This window comes from Streptomyces sp. B5E4 (assembly GCF_039871555.1).
In the GTDB taxonomy this organism is placed as follows: domain Bacteria; phylum Actinomycetota; class Actinomycetes; order Streptomycetales; family Streptomycetaceae; genus Streptomyces.
In genome coordinates, this window is sequence record NZ_JBDPMI010000011.1 from 15,425 (window position 1) to 33,007 (window position 17,583).

Annotated in this window: 15 protein-coding genes; 13 read left to right on the forward strand and 2 right to left on the reverse strand. The window is 74.1% G+C overall.

Translation table 11 applies throughout. The features are described from left to right. Positions 1–107: 107 nt before the first annotated feature. The 13 genes from ABGA99_RS16520 (at position 108) to der (ending at position 15,878) form a co-directional block, all read left to right on the forward strand. Positions 108–1,904, forward strand: a complete 1,797-nt coding sequence (locus ABGA99_RS16520) for a CTP synthase (protein ID WP_347582942.1) — start codon at positions 108–110, stop codon at positions 1,902–1,904. After that, positions 1,904–2,536, forward strand: coding sequence for an NUDIX hydrolase (locus ABGA99_RS16525; protein ID WP_347578774.1), 633 nt, complete (start codon positions 1,904–1,906; stop codon positions 2,534–2,536). Before ABGA99_RS16520 ends, ABGA99_RS16525 begins: the two co-directional genes overlap by 1 nt. Positions 2,537–2,653: 117 nt before the next feature. Beyond that, positions 2,654–4,972, forward strand: coding sequence for a tetratricopeptide repeat protein (locus ABGA99_RS16530; protein WP_347578773.1), 2,319 nt, complete (start codon positions 2,654–2,656; stop codon positions 4,970–4,972). 139 nt (positions 4,973–5,111) lie between these two features. Beyond that, a complete protein-coding gene (gene ald, locus ABGA99_RS16535; protein ID WP_347578772.1) occupies positions 5,112–6,227 on the forward strand; it encodes an alanine dehydrogenase in 1,116 nt (371 codons plus the stop codon). Between the two features lie 267 nt (positions 6,228–6,494). Beyond that, positions 6,495–7,679, forward strand: coding sequence for a ParA family protein (locus ABGA99_RS16540; RefSeq protein WP_347578771.1), 1,185 nt, complete (start codon positions 6,495–6,497; stop codon positions 7,677–7,679). Continuing rightward, positions 7,676–8,404 carry a hypothetical protein gene (locus ABGA99_RS16545; RefSeq protein ID WP_347582943.1) on the forward strand — a complete coding sequence of 243 codons (729 nt, stop codon included), beginning with the start codon at positions 7,676–7,678 and terminating at the stop codon, positions 8,402–8,404. The genes ABGA99_RS16540 and ABGA99_RS16545 overlap by 4 nt, the downstream gene beginning before the upstream one ends. Positions 8,405–8,523: 119 nt before the next feature. After that, entirely contained in the window at positions 8,524–9,894 is a 1,371-nt protein-coding gene (locus ABGA99_RS16550) for a segregation/condensation protein A (protein WP_347582898.1), read from the forward strand. After that, on the forward strand, positions 9,891–10,586 hold the full coding sequence (scpB, locus tag ABGA99_RS16555; protein WP_347578768.1) for an SMC-Scp complex subunit ScpB: 696 nt from the start codon (positions 9,891–9,893) through the stop codon (positions 10,584–10,586). The genes ABGA99_RS16550 and scpB overlap by 4 nt, the downstream gene beginning before the upstream one ends. A 22-nt stretch (positions 10,587–10,608) precedes the next feature. After that, positions 10,609–11,652, forward strand: a complete 1,044-nt coding sequence (locus tag ABGA99_RS16560; RefSeq protein ID WP_347578767.1) for a pseudouridine synthase — start codon at positions 10,609–10,611, stop codon at positions 11,650–11,652. Positions 11,653–11,776: 124 nt separating this feature from the next. Then, on the forward strand, positions 11,777–12,862 hold the full coding sequence (locus ABGA99_RS16565) for a prephenate dehydrogenase (protein WP_347578766.1): 1,086 nt from the start codon (positions 11,777–11,779) through the stop codon (positions 12,860–12,862). A gap of 88 nt (positions 12,863–12,950) precedes the next feature. Continuing rightward, positions 12,951–13,661 carry a (d)CMP kinase gene (cmk, locus tag ABGA99_RS16570; RefSeq protein WP_347578765.1) on the forward strand — a complete coding sequence of 237 codons (711 nt, stop codon included), beginning with the start codon at positions 12,951–12,953 and terminating at the stop codon, positions 13,659–13,661. 53 nt (positions 13,662–13,714) lie between these two features. After that, entirely contained in the window at positions 13,715–14,317 is a 603-nt protein-coding gene (locus ABGA99_RS16575) for a lysophospholipid acyltransferase family protein (protein WP_347578794.1), read from the forward strand. A gap of 70 nt (positions 14,318–14,387) precedes the next feature. Next, a complete protein-coding gene (gene der / locus ABGA99_RS16580; RefSeq protein ID WP_347578764.1) occupies positions 14,388–15,878 on the forward strand; it encodes a ribosome biogenesis GTPase Der in 1,491 nt (496 codons plus the stop codon). Positions 15,879–15,956: 78 nt separating this feature from the next. Here the strand turns inward: der and ABGA99_RS16585 are convergent, their stop codons facing one another. Together ABGA99_RS16585 and ABGA99_RS16590 are read right to left on the reverse strand one after the other, a co-directional pair. Then, a complete protein-coding gene (locus tag ABGA99_RS16585) occupies positions 15,957–16,184 on the reverse strand; it encodes a hypothetical protein (RefSeq protein ID WP_347578798.1) in 228 nt (75 codons plus the stop codon). A gap of 110 nt (positions 16,185–16,294) precedes the next feature. Then, a complete protein-coding gene (locus ABGA99_RS16590) occupies positions 16,295–17,263 on the reverse strand; it encodes a hypothetical protein (protein WP_347578763.1) in 969 nt (322 codons plus the stop codon). Between the last annotated feature and the right edge of the window lie 320 nt (positions 17,264–17,583).

A 17,583-nucleotide genomic window follows, 5' to 3' on the forward strand; every position in this document is an offset into this window, starting at 1 on the left:
CGGAGGGCCGACCGGGCATGTGGCGGCGGCGCTCGCCGAGCGACCCACCTCGATCTGGGGCACCCCGCCACGCACCTCGTCAGCGACCACGGGAGCCCCTCTTGGCCATGCCATCCACGACGTCAAAGCACATCTTCGTCACGGGAGGCGTCGCCTCCTCGCTCGGCAAGGGGCTCACCGCCTCCAGCCTCGGCGCGCTGCTCAAGGCCCGCGGGCTGCGGGTCACGATGCAGAAGCTCGACCCGTATCTGAACGTCGACCCCGGCACCATGAACCCCTTCCAGCACGGCGAGGTCTTCGTCACCAACGACGGCGCCGAGACCGACCTCGACATCGGGCACTACGAGCGCTTCCTCGACGTGGACCTCGACGGCTCGGCGAACGTCACCACCGGCCAGGTCTACTCCACGGTGATCGCCAAGGAGCGCCGCGGCGAGTACCTGGGGGACACGGTGCAGGTGATCCCGCACATCACCAACGAGATCAAGTCCCGGATCCGGCGGATGTCCTCCGACGACGTGGACGTGGTGATCACGGAAGTCGGCGGCACCGTCGGCGACATCGAGTCGCTGCCGTTCCTGGAGGCCGTCCGCCAGGTGCGGCACGAGGTCGGCCGGGACAACGTGTTCGTCGTCCACATCTCGCTGCTGCCCTACATCGGCCCGTCCGGCGAGCTGAAGACCAAGCCGACGCAGCACTCGGTCGCCGCGCTGCGCAGCATCGGCATCCAGCCCGACGCGATCGTGCTGCGCGCGGACCGCGAGGTGCCGGCGGCGATCAAGCGGAAGATCTCGCTCATGTGTGACGTCGACGAGGCCGCCGTCGTCGCCGCCATCGACGCCAAGTCGATCTACGACATCCCCAAGGTGCTGCACGCGGAGGGCCTGGACGCCTACGTCGTCCGCAAGCTGGACCTGCCGTTCCGGGACGTGGACTGGACCGAGTGGGACGACCTGCTGCGGCGCGTGCACGAGCCGGCGCACGAGGTGACGATCGCGCTCGTCGGCAAGTACATCGACCTGCCCGACGCCTATCTGTCGGTCACCGAGGCGATCCGCGCCGGCGGCTTCGCCAACAACGCCCGCGCCAAGATCAAATGGGTCACGTCCGACGACTGCCGCACGCCGCAGGGCGCCCGCAAGCACCTCGGGGACGTGGACGGCATCGTCGTCCCCGGCGGCTTCGGCGAGCGCGGCGTCGAGGGCAAGATCGGCGCGATCACCTACGCCCGGGAGAACCGGGTGCCGCTGCTCGGCATCTGTCTCGGCCTGCACTGCATCGTCATCGAGGCGGCGCGGAACCTCGCGGGCATCACGGGCGCGAACTCCACGGAGTTCGACCAGGCCGCCGCCGACCCGGTGATCTCCACCATGGAGGAGCAGCTCGACATCGTCGCGGGCGAGGGCGACATGGGCGGCACGATGCGCCTGGGCCTCTACCCGGCCAAGCTGGCGGAGGGCTCGGTGGTACGGGAGGCGTACGCGGACCAGCCGTACGTCGAGGAGCGCCACCGGCACCGTTACGAGGTCAACAACTCCTACCGCAGCGAGCTGGAGAAGAAGGCCGGCCTCTCGTTCTCCGGCACCTCCCCGGACAACAAGCTCGTGGAGTACGTCGAGTATCCGCGCGAGGTCCACCCGTACCTGGTCTCCACCCAGGCCCACCCCGAGCTGCGCTCGCGGCCCACCCGGCCGCACCCGCTGTTCGCCGGGCTCGTGAAGGCATCCGTCGCCAGACAGGAAGGGGCCGGACAGGAAGGGGCCGGAGAGGAAGGGGCCGGACAGGAGGCGGCGAAGCAGCCGGGAGCACAGCAGCAGGGCGGCGTGCAGCAGCAAGCCGGCCCGCAGGGCTCGCACGCCGGTGCGCAGAAGCCGGTGACCGCCGTGCGCGAGGGGGGCAAGTGATGGCGGAGCAGTTGAAGGACACGGCGGCCGAGTGGGAGGTCGTCGCCTCCGAGATGCCGTTCAAGGGCGCCAAGACCGCCGTGCGCACGGACGACGTGGTGATGCCCGACGGCACCGTGGCCCGCCGCGACTACCAGGTCCACCCCGGCTCGGTCGCCATCCTCGCCCTCGACGACGACGACCGCGTGCTGGTGCTCAACCAGTACCGCCACCCCGTACGGCACAAGCTCTGGGAGATCCCCGCGGGGCTCCTGGACGTGCCCGGCGAGAACCCGCTGAGCGCGGCCCGGCGCGAGCTGTACGAGGAGGCGCACCTCCGGGCCGACGACTGGCGCGTGCTCGTCGACGTCTACACCACGCCGGGCGGCTGCGACGAGGCCGTGCGCGTCTTCCTCGCCCGCGGCGTGACCGAGGCCGAGGGCGAGCGCTACGCCGCCCACGGCGAGGAGCTGGACCTCGCGCTCGACCGCGTGCCGGTGGCCGACCTGGTGCGCGGCGCCCTCGCCGGGGAACTGCACAACAACTGCCTGATGCTGGGCGTGCTGGCTCTCCAGGCGGCGCGCGCGGACGGCGGTCTCGACGCGCTGCGTCCGGCGGAAGCCCCCTGGCCGGCCCGCCCGTTCACGCCCTGAGCGGTGCCGGTGGGGGCCGCCGGGCGGTTGATCCGATGCGGTGATTTTCGTTCCGGCGTTCGGCCATGTGCCGTCACGTGACCCGACCTTCACGCTGGGTGAATTACGCTCACCGGCGTGACGGAACAGGCCGCCCCCCACCGGTTCGTCGGCAGGACCCGCGAGCTAGACGCCCTGCGCGCCGACATCGCCCGCGCCGGGCTCGACACCCTCGCGGGCCGCCCCGCCCCGCGCGGCCGGGTGCTGCTCATCGCCGGGCGGCCGGGCTCCGGACGCAGCGCGCTCGCCGCCGAGCTGGCCCGCGGGGTCGCGGACGACTACCCCGGCGGCGTGCACACCGCACGGCTCTCCGGACCCGGCGGCGAGGCCATCCCGCTGGAGCGGGCCGTACGCGACCTCCTCGACGCCCTCGGCGTCCCGCCGGTCGCGGGGGCGGGCCCGGACCACCTCGCCGGGGAGCTGCGCGCCGCGCTGGCCGAGCGTTCGGCGCTGCTCGTCCTCGACGACGTCACCGACCCCGAGCAGCTTCTCGAACTGGTCCCGGAGTCCCGTGACTGCCTCGTCGTCGCCGTCGCCGAGGGCCCGCTGAAGGGCGTGCCGGACGTCCGGCCGTGCACCCTGGGCGGGCTGGAGCCCGCGGCGGCGCTGGCGCTGATCGCCTCGTACGCGGGGGAGACGCGCATCGCCTGTGACCCCGAGGCCACGCATGTGCTGGCCGAGGAGTGCGCCGGCCACCCCGCGGCGCTGGTGCTCGCCGGCGGCTGGCTCGCCGGGCACCCGCAGGCGTGCGTCGCCGACGCGGTACGGGAGGTGCGCCGCAAGGGCGACAGCACCGAGGGATCCGCCGGGCGGCCGTCCGCGCCGAAGGCGCTGGCGCGGGCGTTCCGGCTCGTATACGAATCGCTGCCGCGGTCGGTCGCGGAACTGCTGCGGCTGCTGCCGCTGGCGCCCGCCGGCGTCGTCGACGCCCACTCCGCTTCGGCGCTCGCCGGCTGCACCGTCGCCGCGGCCCGCACCGCGCTCGCGGACTGCGCGGGCCAGGGCCTGCTGCGCGAGGTGCCCCGGCCGGACGAGGCGAGCCTCCCGCAGTACGAGGTGCCCGGCTGTCTGCAGCCGCTGCTGCTCGGGCTGCTGGAGGCGGGCGTGGGCCGGGAGGAGATGCGGCTCGCCCGCGCCCGGATGCTGGAGCGGTACGTCCGCCTGCTGCAGTCGTGCCGCGCCGTCACGGAACCGCCCGGCGCCGCGGTGCACACCCGGCTCGCGGGGCTGCCGCGGGCGCTGCGCTTCGCGTCGCCCGAGGCCGCCGCCGCGTGGCTGCGCACCCGGCTGCCGTCGCTGCTGGCGGCGGCCCGGATCGCGGTCGCCGACGGGGAGCTGGACACGCTGGCGCGACGGCTGGTCGCCGCGCTGTCGCGGGCCCTGGGAGCGCACCGGGACGAGGCGGAGGCCGCCCCCGAGCAGTACCGGCTGCACGAGCTGGTGCTGGGCGTCGCCGAGCGGCGCGGACTGGTGCGGGAGAAGGCGGCGGCGCTGCTCAACCTCGGCGACCTGGACCTGCGCGCGGAGCGGCCCTGGGAGGCGCTGGGGCGGTACCAGGGGGCGCTGGCGGCGGCGCGCGAGGTGCGGGATCCGCAGCCGGTGGGACGGGCGCTGGAGTCGGTCGGCGCGGCGTACCAGGAGCTACGGGACTGGGGCCGGGCGGCGGACTGGTTCGGGCGGGCGCTGGCAATGCGGCAGACGCGCGGCGAACTGGCCGACGAGGCGCGGCTGCGGGCGCGGCTGGGTGCGGTGCACACGTACGCCGGGGCCTGGGGCTGGGCGCTGCGCGAGTGGCGCGCGGCGGCGGCGGCCCACCGCAGGCTCGGGGACGTCGGCGGGCACGCGCGGGCGCTGGGGGAGGTGGCGCGGGTGCAGCAGTACGCGGGGCGTCCGCGGGAGGCCATCAGGACGTGCACGCGCGCGATGGACGCAGCGCGGCTCTCGCGCGACACCGCGCTGCGGGCGGCGGTGCAGCTGCGGCTGGCGGACCTCGTCGACGGCGTGGGCGACCCGGAGGCGGCGGAGCTGCACCGGGCGGCGGCGGGGCGGCTGGCGGAGCAGGTCCCGGAGGCGGCCGCGATGCCGGCCGCCGTGGCCGTAGCGGAGCCGGAAGCGGAACGTACGGACACCCCGGGGCCCGCGGCCGCGGCCGGCCCCGCCGCGAAGCCCGCACCGGAGCCCGCCGCGGGGCCGGGGGGATCGGACGGTGCCGCTCCGGGAGACGGAGAAGGTACCCCCGGGGCCGGCCCCGGGACCGTTCCGGAGGACCCCGCGGAACCGGTGCTGCAGCCCGTGGAGGCCGCCGCGGAGACCGTCCCCGAGAAGGGCGGGAAGGCCGCCGCCGAGGAGAGCCCGAAGGCGGGACAGGCGCCCCGACAGGCCGCCGCGGACCTGTGAATCCATCGACACATCGCAGAAATCTGCCTGTTTCAAAGGCTGGACTCAGAGGATTCCTTCATTAAGAATGGCCAAGCCGCGGCGGGCACCCCGACCGGGGCCTGACGAGTTCCCCTCACCCCAAGGACCGTGATCCATCGTGAAGGTCGGCATTCCACGCGAGGTCAAGAACAACGAGTTCCGGGTGGCCATCACGCCCGCCGGAGTGCACGAGCTGGTCCGCCACCGCCACGACGTCGTCGTGGAGCAGGGCGCGGGCCTCGGCTCGTCCATCCCCGACGAGGAGTACGTCGCCGCCGGGGCGGAGATCCTGCCCACGGCCGACGACGTGTGGGCCGCGGCGGACCTGGTGCTGAAGGTCAAGGAGCCGATCGCGGAGGAGTACCACCGCCTCCGCAAGGGCCAGGTGCTCTTCACCTACCTCCACCTCGCGGCCTCCCGCCCGTGCACCGACGCGCTGCTGGAGTCCGGCACCACCGCCATCGCGTACGAGACGGTGGAGGCCGCCGACCGGCAACTGCCGCTGCTCGCCCCGATGTCGGAGGTGGCCGGCCGGCTCGCGCCCCAGGTCGGGGCGTACCACCTGATGCGCTCGCAGGGCGGCCGCGGCGTGCTGCCGGGCGGCGTGCCCGGCGTGGTGCCGGGGCAGGCCGTCGTGGTCGGCGGCGGCGTCTCCGGCTGGAACGCCACGCAGATCGCCGTGGGCATGGGCTTCCATGTCACGCTGCTCGACACCGACGTCCGCAAGCTGCGCGAGGCGGACAAGGTCTTCGGCACGAAGGTGCGCACCCTCGCCTCCAACGCCTACGCCCTCGGGCAGGCCGTCGTGGAGGCCGACCTGGTGATCGGCGCGGTGCTCATCCCGGGCGCGAAGGCGCCCAAGCTCGTCGACAACGACCTGGTGTCGCGGATGAAGCCGGGAAGTGTCCTTGTCGACATCGCGATCGATCAGGGCGGCTGCTTCGCGGATTCCCGTCCGACCACGCACGCGGAGCCGACCTTCCAGGTGCACGACTCGGTCTTCTACTGCGTCGCCAACATGCCCGGCGCGGTGCCCAACACGTCGACGTACGCGCTGACCAACGCCACCCTGCCGTACATCGTCAAGCTCGCGAATCTCGGCTGGCGGGCCGCGCTGCGCGGCGATCCGGCGCTCGCGCTCGGCCTCAACACCCACGAAGGCCAGGTCGTTTACGGTCCCGTGGCGGAAGCGCACGGTCTTCCGGCGGCCGAACTCGCGCGCGTACTTGGCTGATTTCGCGCGGGTGGGCGGCGTATCGACCACATCGGCGACACCGTCAACTCCGGTTCACCGGCCGAACCTTGTCACCAGCGGTTCGGCCGGCCGCCGTGCCGCCGCAAAGGGCGCCCGAAGTGGTGTTCCACACCTGACACATCGTGCTCTGTCTGCGGGATTGTGTTGCTGCGGGACCCCGACACGCCATAGAGTCGCCAATCGTCGGCATGGTGCCACGCTGACCAATCGAGAAGTGCCCTGGTCACCAAGGAGGTAGGACGACTTGTGAATGAGTCGACATTTGCTCCCGGGGGTGGTCGTCCAGGCACGCCTGCGCGGGGCCACGGTCCCTCGGGGGTGGAGGCGCCTGTCGGCTCCGTCGCCGTCCACACCTTCTCGGCACACGCACACCAGGGCGGAAACGTATACCAGAGCATGGACGGTCATCACGTGAACGCCATGACCGGCAGCCACAGCGGCGGCGAGGACACCACACGTCTCGCCGCATCCGCCACCTCCGACTTCGAGGACCTGTCAGAAGGTCACTTCTACGATCCGGACGCGGACTACGAGCCGGATCCCGAGTACGCCGCGACGCTCGCCCCGGACGCCGCCCGGCAGCGCCGGGAGCGCATCGGTCCCACGGGCCGCCCGCTGCCGTACTTCCCCATCCCGGGCCCGGTCACCGACCACGGCCCGGCGAAGGTCATCGCCATGTGCAACCAGAAGGGCGGCGTCGGCAAGACCACGTCGGCCATCAACCTGGGCGCGGCGCTGGCCGAGTACGGCCGCCGCGTGCTGCTCGTGGACTTCGACCCGCAGGGCGCGCTCTCCGTCGGCCTCGGGGTCAACCCGATGGAGCTGGACCTCACGGTCTACAACCTGCTCATGGAGCGGGGCATGTCGGCCGACGAGGTGCTGCTCAAGACGGCCGTGCCCAACATGGACCTGCTGCCCAGCAACATCGATCTCTCCGCCGCCGAGGTGCAGTTGGTGAGCGAGGTGGCGCGGGAGCAGACGCTGCAGCGCGCGCTGAAGCCGCTGCTGCCCGAGTACGACTACGTCGTCATCGACTGCCAGCCGTCGCTGGGTCTGCTCACGGTCAACGCACTGACCGCGGCGCACAAGGTGATCGTGCCGCTGGAGTGCGAGTTCTTCGCGCTGCGCGGCGTCGCGCTGCTCACCGAGACGATCGAGAAGGTCCAGGAGCGGCTCAACCCCGACCTGGAGCTGGACGGCATCCTCGCCACGATGTACGACTCGCGGACGGTGCACAGCCGTGAGGTGCTGGCGCGCGTCGTCGAGGCCTTCGACGACCACGTCTACCACACGGTCATCGGGCGCACCGTCCGGTTCCCCGAGACCACCGTCGCCGGCGAGCCCATCACCTCGTACGCCTCCAACTCCGTGGGCGCGGCCGCCTACCGTCAGCTCGCCAGGGAGGTGCTCGCCCGGTGCCACGCCGAGTGAGCCTGCCCGGGGCCGACGAGCTTTTCCGCACCACCGGGGGGACCGCGCTCCAGTCGTCCACACCGCAGTCGGACCGGCAGCGGGCCAACGGCGAGGCGCCCGGCGGCGGTCCGCGCGTGCCCGCGCAGAGCCGCGAGGGCGACGCGGAGGCCGCGACGGCAGAGCAGGAGGCGGAGCCCGGCGCGGACGCCGAGGAGGCGGGCGCGGCGGACGCGGGCGGCTCCGGCGGTACGGGCGAGGACGCACGGGCCCGCACGGGCACCGGCGGCCAGGCCGGCCCGGCTGCTCCGGGCGGCCCGCGCACCCCGGCCGCCCCCACGGCCCGGCGGGACCCCGAGGCGACGGAGCACGGCGGCCGGGAGGCCGGCGCCGAGGCGACCCCCGGCGGGCGGGCCCGGCAGGGCGAGCGGGAGCCGGCGGCCCCGGCGCGGAAGTCCGCACGGCAGAGCGGCGGTTCGGCCGCGGCGGCCCAGCCCCGGCGCGGCCGGGGCCGCGGCGCGGCGCGCCGGCCCAGCGGCCGGGAGCGGCACGACGAGAAGATCACGGTCTACGTCTCCGCCGAGGAGCTGATGGACCTGGAGCACGCCCGGCTCGTGCTCCGCGGCGACCACGGCCTGGCGGTGGACCGCGGCCGGATCGTCCGCGAGGCCGTCGCGGTGGTGCTGGCCGACCTGGAGTCCCGCGGGGACGCGAGCATCCTCGTACGCCGCCTGCGCGGCCGCTGACCCCCGCGCCCGTACGTCCCGGCCGCGCCGGCCCGAAGGCGCGCGGCGGACGATCCGGGCGCCGCCCCGCCGTTCACGGCAACCCGGCGGGCACCGCTCCGAGCGATACGCTGCGAGCGATGGACGACAGGCACGACGACCCGCAGCGCCCCGCGCGTACCGCCCGGCGCTCCCTCGGTCGCGGCCCCGGGGGCGCCGCGACGCCCACCAAGCCCGCTCCGCGGCCCGTGGAACCGGATCCGGTGCACGAGCCGTACCCCGAACCGATGCCCCTGCCGCAGCCGGACCCGGTGCCCGTGCCGGGGCCGCCGGTGCCGATCCCGGGCCCCGCCCCGCGGCCCGACGAGCCGAGCCCCACGCCGGGCTCGCCCGACCCAGAACCCGAGCCGGAGACCGAGCCGGCACCGGCAGGACCCGGCGGCGCGGACCCCGCCGAGGAACCGGACCCCGGACCCGACGGCGGGCCCGAGTCCGACCGCGAGCCCCGACCCGACCGCGGGCCCGAGTCCGACCGCGGGCCCCGACCCGACCGCGGGCCCGATCCCGCCCCGGGCTCCGGCCCCGTCCCCGGCCCGGGCGGCACCCCGGGGCCCGCCCCCGTCGCCGGCCCGGACAGCGCCCAGGAGTCCGCCTCCGGGACCGGCGACGGCGATCCCGGCGACGGTGCCTTCCGGGTCCGGCTCGCCAACTTCGAGGGGCCCTTCGACCTCCTCCTCCAGCTCATCTCCAAGCACAAGCTGGACGTCACCGAGGTCTCCCTGCACCGCGTCACCGACGACTTCATGGCCCACATCCGCGCCATGGGCCCCGACTGGGACCTCGACCAGACCACCGAGTTCCTGGTCGTCGCCGCCACCCTCCTCGACCTCAAGGCCGCCCGGCTGCTGCCGGCCGCCGAGGTCGAGGACGAGGAGGACCTCGCGCTGCTGGAGGCCCGCGACCTGCTCTTCGCGCGGCTGCTGCAGTACCGCGCGTACAAGGAGATAGCGGGCATCTTCCTCCGCCGGCTGGAGGAGGAGTCGCGGCTCCACCCCCGTACCGTCGGGCTGGAACCGCACCACGCGGAGCTGCTGCCCGAGGTGGTCATCAGCATCGGCCCGGAGGGCTTCGCCCGGCTCGCGGTCAAGGCGATGCAGCCCAAGCCCGTGCCCCAGGTCTACGTCGACCACATCCACGCCCCGCTCGTCAGCGTCCAGGAACAGGCCCAGATCGTCGTCTCCCGGCTGCGCGAGCACGGCTCGGTCGGCTTCCAGGAGCTGATCGCCGACGCCCCCGACCCGCTGACCGTCGTCGCCCGGTTCCTGGCGCTGCTGGAGCTGTACCGGGAGCGGGCCGTGGCCCTCGACCAGGAGGGCGCGCTGGAGCCGCTGACGGTCCGGTGGACGGGGCGGGAGGATGTGGTGCCGGTGGTCACCGACGAGTTCGACACGGCGCCCGGAGACGCGGACACGGGCGCCGGGAACGAAGGCGAAGGCGAGGACGAGCGATGAGCGACGCGGTGGCTGACGTACCGAAGGTGCCGGACGAGGCGGACGGGCCGGACGTGGCCGAGGGGGCAGAGGCGACCGGCCGGCCGGTGGAGGAGACGGAGTCGAGCCCCACCGCCGGACTCCCGCTGCGTCCCGCCCTCGAAGCCGTCCTCATGGTCGTCGACGAGCCGGTCACCGCCGAGCACCTGGCCAAGGTCCTCGACCGCCGCCCCCGCGAGATCGCCGACGCCCTGCGTGAGCTGTCCGACGAGTACACCGTCCAGGGCCGCGGCTTCGACCTGCGCCACGTCGCCGGCGGCTGGCGCTTCTACACCCGCGCCGCCTACGCGCCCGCCGTCGAAGGCTTCGTCCTCGACGGCCAGCAGTCCCGCCTCACCCAGGCCGCGCTGGAGACCCTCGCGGTCGTCGCGTACCGCCAGCCGGTCTCCCGTTCCCGCGTCTCCGCCGTCCGCGGGGTCAACTGCGACGGCGTCATGCGCACGCTGCTCCAGCGCGGGCTTATCGCGGAGGCGGGCACGGAGGACGGAACAGGTGCGATCCTGTATAGGACGACGAACTACTTCCTGGAGCGGATGGGCCTGCGTGGCCTGGACGAGCTCCCCGAGCTGGCCCCGTTCCTCCCGGATGCGGACGCGGTGGAGGGCGAGTCCCAGGAGGGCGTCCCGTCGTTCGACGTGGATGACGAGACCTGACCAACCAACGGACTGACGGTAGATGCGAAGCAGCGGCAGGAACAGCAGGAAGCCTTCGGGCTCCGACTCCCGGGGGGCGGGCGGCAAACGCGATGCGCAACAGCGCCGCCAGGGCCGTCCCCGCTCCGAGGAGCGGGGCCGTCCCCGCCCCGAGGAGCGGCGGTACGAGAAGTCCGGCGCCCCCCAGGGCGAGCGCCCGGGCGGCCCGGGGAAGGGGGGCCGGGGGCGCGGCGGTGCTCCCGCCGGGCCCGCGCGCTCCCGCGAGTACGACGCGCAGTTGGAGGAGCGGGCCAGGGCCCGGCACACCAAGCCGCCGCGCGCGCTGCCGAAGACGTTCGGCGAGCCCGAGGGCGAGCGGCTGCAGAAGGTGCTGGCGCGGGCCGGCATGGGGTCGCGGCGCGCCTGCGAGGAGCTGATCGACCAGGCGCGGGTCGAGGTCAACGGGCGCATCGTCACCGAGCAGGGGCTGCGCGTCGACCCGGAGAAGGACGAGATCAAGGTCGACGGGCTGACCGTGGCCACGCAGTCGTATCTCTTCTTCGCCCTCAACAAGCCCGTCGGCGTGGTCTCCTCGATGGACGACCCGGAGGGCCGGCAGAACCTCGGCGACTACGTGGACAACCGCGAGACGCGGCTCTTCCACGTCGGCCGCCTGGACACCGAGACCGAGGGCATCATCCTGCTCACCAACCACGGCGAGCTGGCCCACCGCCTCACCCACCCCCGCTACGGCGTGAAGAAGACCTACCTCGCCGCGATCCAGGGCCCGCTCCCGCGTGACCTGGGCAAGCGGCTGAGGAACGGCATCCAGCTCGACGACGGCTACGCCAAGGCGGACGACTTCCGGGTGGTGGAGAACACCGGGAAGAACTACCTCGTCGAGGTCGTGCTGCACGAGGGCCGCAAGCACATCGTGCGGCGGATGCTCGCCGAGGCAGGTTTCCCCGTCGACAAGCTGGTACGGACCCGGTTCGGCCCGATCGCGCTGGGCGACCAGAAGTCGGGCTGGCTGCGCCGGCTGACCAACACCGAGGTCGGGATGCTGATGAAGGAGGTCGGGCTCTGACGGCCGGGGGCGGCAGGCCCGTAGGCGCATAGCAGGCGCGGGCCCCCGGCGCCCGTACGACCGCGGCGCTGCACCCGGCGGCCTCCCCGCGCTCCCCGGGGCGGCCGCCGCGTATCCTTGCGCCGTGCGTACCGCCCTCGTCATCGGCACCGGCCTCATCGGCACCTCCGCCGCCCTGGCGCTGACCCGCAGAGGTGTCACGGTCCATCTCCAGGACGAGGACGCCGACCAGGCCCGTACCGCCGCCTCCCTCGGGGCCGGCACCGACCGGCCGCCCCCGGGGCCCGTCGACCTCGCCGTCGTCGCGGTGCCGCCCGCGCTCACCGGCCGCACCCTCGCCGACGCCCAGCGCCGCGGCGCGGCCCGCGGCTACCTCGACGTGGCCAGCGTCAAGGGCGGTCCCCGCCGCACCCTGGAGGAGCTGGGCGGCGACCTCACGAGCTACATCGGCAGCCATCCCATGGCCGGCCGCGAGCGCTCCGGACCGCTGGCCGCCTCCGCGGAGCTCTTCGAGGGCCGCCCCTGGGTGCTGAGCCCGGCGGAGACCACCGACACCGAGGTGCTGAACCTGGCGCTGGAGCTGGTCGCGCTCTGCCGCGCCGTGCCCGTGGTGATGGACGCCGACGCCCACGACCGCGCGGTCGCCCTCGTCTCGCACACCCCGCAGCTCGTCTCCAGCATGGTCGCGGCCCGGCTCCGGGACGCCGAGGAGGCCGCGGTCCGGCTGTGCGGGCAGGGCATCAGGGACGTCACGCGCATCGCGGCCTCCGACCCCGCGATGTGGATCGACATCCTCTCCGCCAACCCGGGCCCGGTCGCCGAGGTGCTGGCCGAGGTCGCCGCCGACCTCGACGAGACGGTACGGGCGCTGCGCGCGCTCCAGGCCGCCGACGAGGCCAAGCGCCGCACCGGCGCGGCCGGCATCGAGGACGTGCTGCGCCGCGGCAGCGCCGGCCGCGAGCGGGTGCCCGGCAAGCACGGCGCCGCCCCCGCGGACTACGAGACCGTCACCGTGCTCATCGGCGACCGCCCCGGCGAGCTGGCCCGGATCTTCGCCGACGCGGGCGCGGCCGGGGTCAACATCGAGGACGTACGCATCGAGCACGCCACGGGCCAGCAGGCGGGGCGGGTGCAGCTCATGGTCGAGCCGCCGGCCGCGCACGCGCTCACCGCCGCGCTGCGGGAGCGCGGGTGGCCGCTGAGGCAGTGACCAAGGCCCGTGCAGGTAGCAGTAACCTGGTGCCGCACACATTCGGCTCAGCCTCGTCGTAGACCTCAGGAAGGGTGTCGTTCGCCCCGTGGACAGCGCTGCCAGGGCCCAGCGGGCCCCCGTGATCGTCGCCATCGACGGCCCCGCCGGCACCGGCAAGTCGAGCACCTCCCGGGCCGTCGCCGCCCGGCTCGGGCTGCGCTACCTCGACACCGGCGCCCAGTACCGGGCCGCCGCCTGGTGGATGCTGGGCAACGGCGTGGACGTGGCCGACGCCGCGGCGGTCGCCGCCGCCGCGGAGAAGCCGCAGATCGTCTCCGGCACCGACCCGGTGGAGCCCACGATAACCGTGGACGGCGCGGACGCCGCGGGCCCGATCCGTACCCAGGAGGTCACCGCCGCGGTCAGCGCCGTCAGCGCGGTCCCTGAGGTACGGGCGCGGATCACCGCGCTGCAGCGGTCGATCGCGGCCGAGTCCGCGAAGAGCGGCGGGATCGTGGTCGAGGGCCGCGACATCGGCACGACGGTGCTGCCGGACGCGGACGTGAAGATCTTCCTCACCGCGTCGGAAGAGGTACGGGCCGCGCGCCGCAGCGGCGAGCTGAAGGGCAAGGAGGCCCGCGACCTGGCCGCCACCAAGGCGTCGCTGGCCCGGCGGGACGCCGCGGACTCCGGCCGCAAGGTCTCGCCGCTCGCCAAGGCCGCGGACGCCATCGAGGTGGACACGACGGAACTGACCCTGGAGCAGGTCATCCAGTGCGTCGTGACCCTCGTCGAAGAGAAGCAGCAGGGTCGGTGACCCAACCGGCCGGCGCGGTGCCGGAGACACGGGGTGCGCTCGTCGGGCGGCGGATGTCCGCGCCCGTCATGCACGGCTACTTCAAGCCGCGGATACTGGGCGCCTGGCGGATGCCCGCGAGCGGGCCCGTGATCCTGGCCGGGAACCACTCCCACAACGTCGACGGCCCGCTGCTCATGGGCACCTCGCCGCGGCCGGTGCACTTCCTGATCAAGCAGGAGGCGTTCGTCGGGATCGTAGGCTGGTACCTGCGCACCATCGGCCAGGTGGCCATCGACCGCACCACTGTCGACCGGGGCGCGATCACCCGCGCGCTGGGCGTGCTGGACGAGGGCGGGGTGCTCGGGATCTTCCCGGAGGGCAGCAGGGGAGAGGGCGACTTCTCCTCGATCCGGGCGGGCCTCGCGTACTTCGCGGTGCGCTCCGGCGCCCCGGTGGTGCCGGTCGCGGTGCTGGGCACGGCGGAGCGGCGCAGTCGCGTGGTCAGGGCGCTGCCGCCGGTGCGCTCCCACGTCGACATCGTCTTCGGCGAGCCCTTCCAGGCGGGGTCGCCGGACGGGCGGCGTACCCGCAAGGCGATGGACGAGGCGACGCTGCGCATCCAGGACCGGCTGACCGCGCACCTGGCCGCCGCCAGGCGCGACACCGGCCGCTAGACCAGACTTGAAGGCCGCTGCCCGGCCGACCGGGCCGTACGCGGCCGAGAACGCAAGGACGAGGAACGTGATGAGCGAGACCGGCATCTCCCCGGAGCAGGGCCCGGACGACGGGGCCCACGGCGACGAGCACGGGGAGCTGGGCGACGCCGAGTACGCCGAGTTCATGGAGCTGGCCGCCGAGGAGGGCTTCGACCTCGACGAGGTCGAGGGCGACCTCGCGCGGGCCGGGCACGGCCCGCTGCCGGTGGTGGCCGTCGTGGGCCGGCCGAACGTCGGCAAGTCGACTCTGGTGAACCGCATCATCGGCCGCCGCGAGGCCGTCGTGGAGGACCGGCCGGGCGTCACCCGCGACCGGGTGTCGTACGAGGCCGACTGGGCCGGCCGCCGCTTCAAGGTGGTCGACACCGGCGGCTGGGAGCAGGACGTGCTCGGCATCCACGCCTCCGTGGCGGCGCAGGCCGAGTACGCGGTGGAGGCCGCGGACGCCGTGGTCTTCGTCGTGGACACCCAGACGGGCGCCACGGACACCGACGAGGCCGTCGTGAAGATGCTGCGCCGGGCCGGCAAGCCGGTGGTGCTCTGCGCCAACAAGGTCGACGGGCAGTCGGGCGAGGCGGAGGCGACGTACCTGTGGTCGCTCGGCCTCGGCGAGCCCCACCCGGTCTCCGCCCTGCACGGCCGCGGCACCGGCGACATGCTCGACGCGGTACTGGAGGTGCTGCCGGACGCACCCGGCCAGGTGTTCGGCGGCGGGCTCGGGGGGCCGCGCCGGGTGGCGCTCATCGGGCGGCCGAACGTCGGCAAGTCGTCGATGCTCAACAAGCTCGCCAAGGAGGACCGCGTCGTCGTGGACGACGTGGCGGGCACCACCCGCGACCCGGTGGACGAGCTGATCGAACTGGGCGGGAAGACCTGGCGCTTCGTCGACACCGCCGGCATCCGGCGGCGCGTCCACCTCCAGGAGGGCGCCGACTACTACGCCTCGCTGCGCACCGCCGCCGCGCTGGAGAAGGCGGAGGTCGCGGTCGTCCTCGTGGACGCCGGCGAGACGCTGACCGTGCAGGACACCCGGATCATCTCCATGGCCGTCGAAGCCGGGCGGGCGCTGGTCATCGCGTACAACAAGTGGGACCTGCTGGACGAGGAGCGCCGCTTCTATCTGGAGCGTGAGATCGAGCGCGACCTCGTGCAGGTGCAGTGGGCGCCGCGGGTCAACGTCTCGGCCCGTACCGGACGGCACATGGAGAAGCTGGTGCCGGCGCTGGAGACGGCGCTGGCGGGCTGGGAGGCCCGGGTGCCGACCGGCAGACTCAACGCCTTCCTCGGCGAACTGGTGGCCGGACAGCCGCACCCGGTCCGCGGCGGCAAGCAGCCGCGGATCCTCTTCGGCACCCAGGCGGGCACCCGGCCGCCGCGGTTCGTCCTCTTCGCCTCGGGGTTCATCGAGGCGAACTACCGGCGCTTCATCGAGCGGCGGCTGCGCGAGGAGTTCGGCTTCGAGGGCAGCCCGATCCGGATCTCGGTACGGGTGCGGGAGAAGCGGGGCCGCAAGAAGTAGCGGCCCCGGCTCCCGAGGGGTGCGCGTGCCGCGTACGCGCCGAGCGGGTACGCGGCACGGGACGGCCGGCCCGCCGGGCTAGTCGTCGGCCGCGCGGTGGCGGTGCACGTGCAGGTGTGTCCGCAGCCGCCCGGAGGACGGCAGTGACGGGCGGGAGTTCATGATCGCGTCGAAGCGGAGCTGCTCCTCGCCGGAGCGGTCCCCGGGCAGCGCCCGGAAGAGCCGGCGGTACTCGGCGAACAGAGCGTCGTAGATCGGCGTCCCCGAGGGGCGGGCCGCCGCGTGGGGCTCGTGGGCGGGGCGCATGCCGGGAATCGCGTGGTATCGGTGCACACTCGTGCAACGAAGGCGCGGCACGGAGGGATGCGGGTACACGTTGCTCCGATCAGGTACCGGTGCTCCGATCAGGTTTCGGATCAGGTCCCGGTGAGGGGCATCGCCGCGCCGACGAGCAGCCCGCGCCCGGCCGCCTGCGCCAGCGCCTCGCCGAGCAGGTCCTCGCGCGGCTGCCGCCCGATCGCGCCGGCGGGCGCCGCGTACACCAGCACCTCCTGCTCCGCCGCCGCGGCGGCCCGCCAGCCGTCCGAGACGTGCAGCGGCTGGTGCGCCTGCCACCAGGCGGTCGGGGGCTGCCCCGCGGTGCCGGGCTGCATCACGGCGTGCAGCTGGCCGGCGACGAGCAGCACGGACCAACCGGTCACCGGCGCCGGGGGCTTGATCATGTCCATCACGGGCAGGAAGCCGCTCTCGATGAGCAGCGGCAGGAAGTCGTCGCCGGGGCCCTCGGAGCCGGGCCGGACGACGGGCGCGGTGGGCTCGACGACCAGCGCGGGCCGGGCGTCGTCGCCGCACATCACCAGCCCGCAGGTGACGCCGAGCACGGCCTGCGCCTCGGCGTGGTCGCCGCCGGCCGCCGCTGCGGCGGGGGCCGCGGGGGACGCGAGTCCGGCGGGGGAGCCGACGGCGCCGGCGGGAACGGGGACCGGGGGCGCCTGGGAGGCCGCGGGCGCGAGGCCGGCCGGGGCGTGCGCCTCCACGGGGGCGGGCGCGGGGGCGTGCGCCTGCGCCGGTCCCTCGTCCGCGGTGATCGAGCGTACGGCGCCCTGCAGTTGGTCCTCGGAGACCGGGACGACCTGCGAGGGGATGCAGGTGGCGTGGGCGAAGGCGAGCACCGCGGTCTCCTCGCCCACGAAGAGCACGGTGCTCGTCTGCTCCCGCGCGGAGTCGCCGGGGGTGCGGCAGGAGGTGCAGTCGTACGTGCCGGGGGCGGACTCGCCGGCGACGAGCCGGTCCGCCTCCTCGTCGCCGATCTCGGCGCGTACGGCGTCGCTCACTTCGAGCATGCGGGGCACGAGTCGCTCCTCGGTGTCGTGGTGCGTGTTCATCTGGGCACAACGGGCGACCTGTGTGCGGAGTCACGCCCCGGGCGGCGATTGCCGGAACGGGGTGCACGGACCGTAGGGAGTTGACCGGAAATTCTCACTGTGGGTCAACTGATGTGCGAATCACGCCTGTTGGTGCCGTGAGGCGAGCCACAGCACGACCGAAGATTTGCCAGACAAAGCCGGATTTGACCGACGCGGCGACCTGTCCGGTATTGATCGATACCCGCGGTAACCGGCAACTGGCCTCGAATGACGGGGTCTTGGTTGATTCCGCCCGACAAGCCTGCCTAGATTCGGCCGCCGCGTGCACCGAGCACCGA

Bases quoted from the DNA above. Each gene is read 5' to 3' on its own strand.
- ABGA99_RS16525 (WP_347578774.1), top strand. From the start codon at position 1,904: ATGGCGGAGCAGTTGAAGGACACGGCGGCCGAGTGGGAGGTCGTCGCC.
- ABGA99_RS16550 (WP_347582898.1), top strand. From the start codon at position 8,524: ATGGACGACAGGCACGACGACCCGCAGCGCCCCGCGCGTACCGCCCGG.
- scpB (WP_347578768.1), top strand. From the start codon at position 9,891: ATGAGCGACGCGGTGGCTGACGTACCGAAGGTGCCGGACGAGGCGGAC.
- ABGA99_RS16520 (WP_347582942.1), top strand. From the start codon at position 108: ATGCCATCCACGACGTCAAAGCACATCTTCGTCACGGGAGGCGTCGCC.
- ABGA99_RS16575 (WP_347578794.1), top strand. From the start codon at position 13,715: ATGTCCGCGCCCGTCATGCACGGCTACTTCAAGCCGCGGATACTGGGC.
- ABGA99_RS16560 (WP_347578767.1), top strand. From the start codon at position 10,609: ATGCGAAGCAGCGGCAGGAACAGCAGGAAGCCTTCGGGCTCCGACTCC.
- der (WP_347578764.1), top strand. From the start codon at position 14,388: ATGAGCGAGACCGGCATCTCCCCGGAGCAGGGCCCGGACGACGGGGCC.
- ABGA99_RS16585 (WP_347578798.1), bottom strand. From the start codon at position 16,184: ATGCGCCCCGCCCACGAGCCCCACGCGGCGGCCCGCCCCTCGGGGACG.
- ABGA99_RS16590 (WP_347578763.1), bottom strand. From the start codon at position 17,263: ATGAACACGCACCACGACACCGAGGAGCGACTCGTGCCCCGCATGCTC.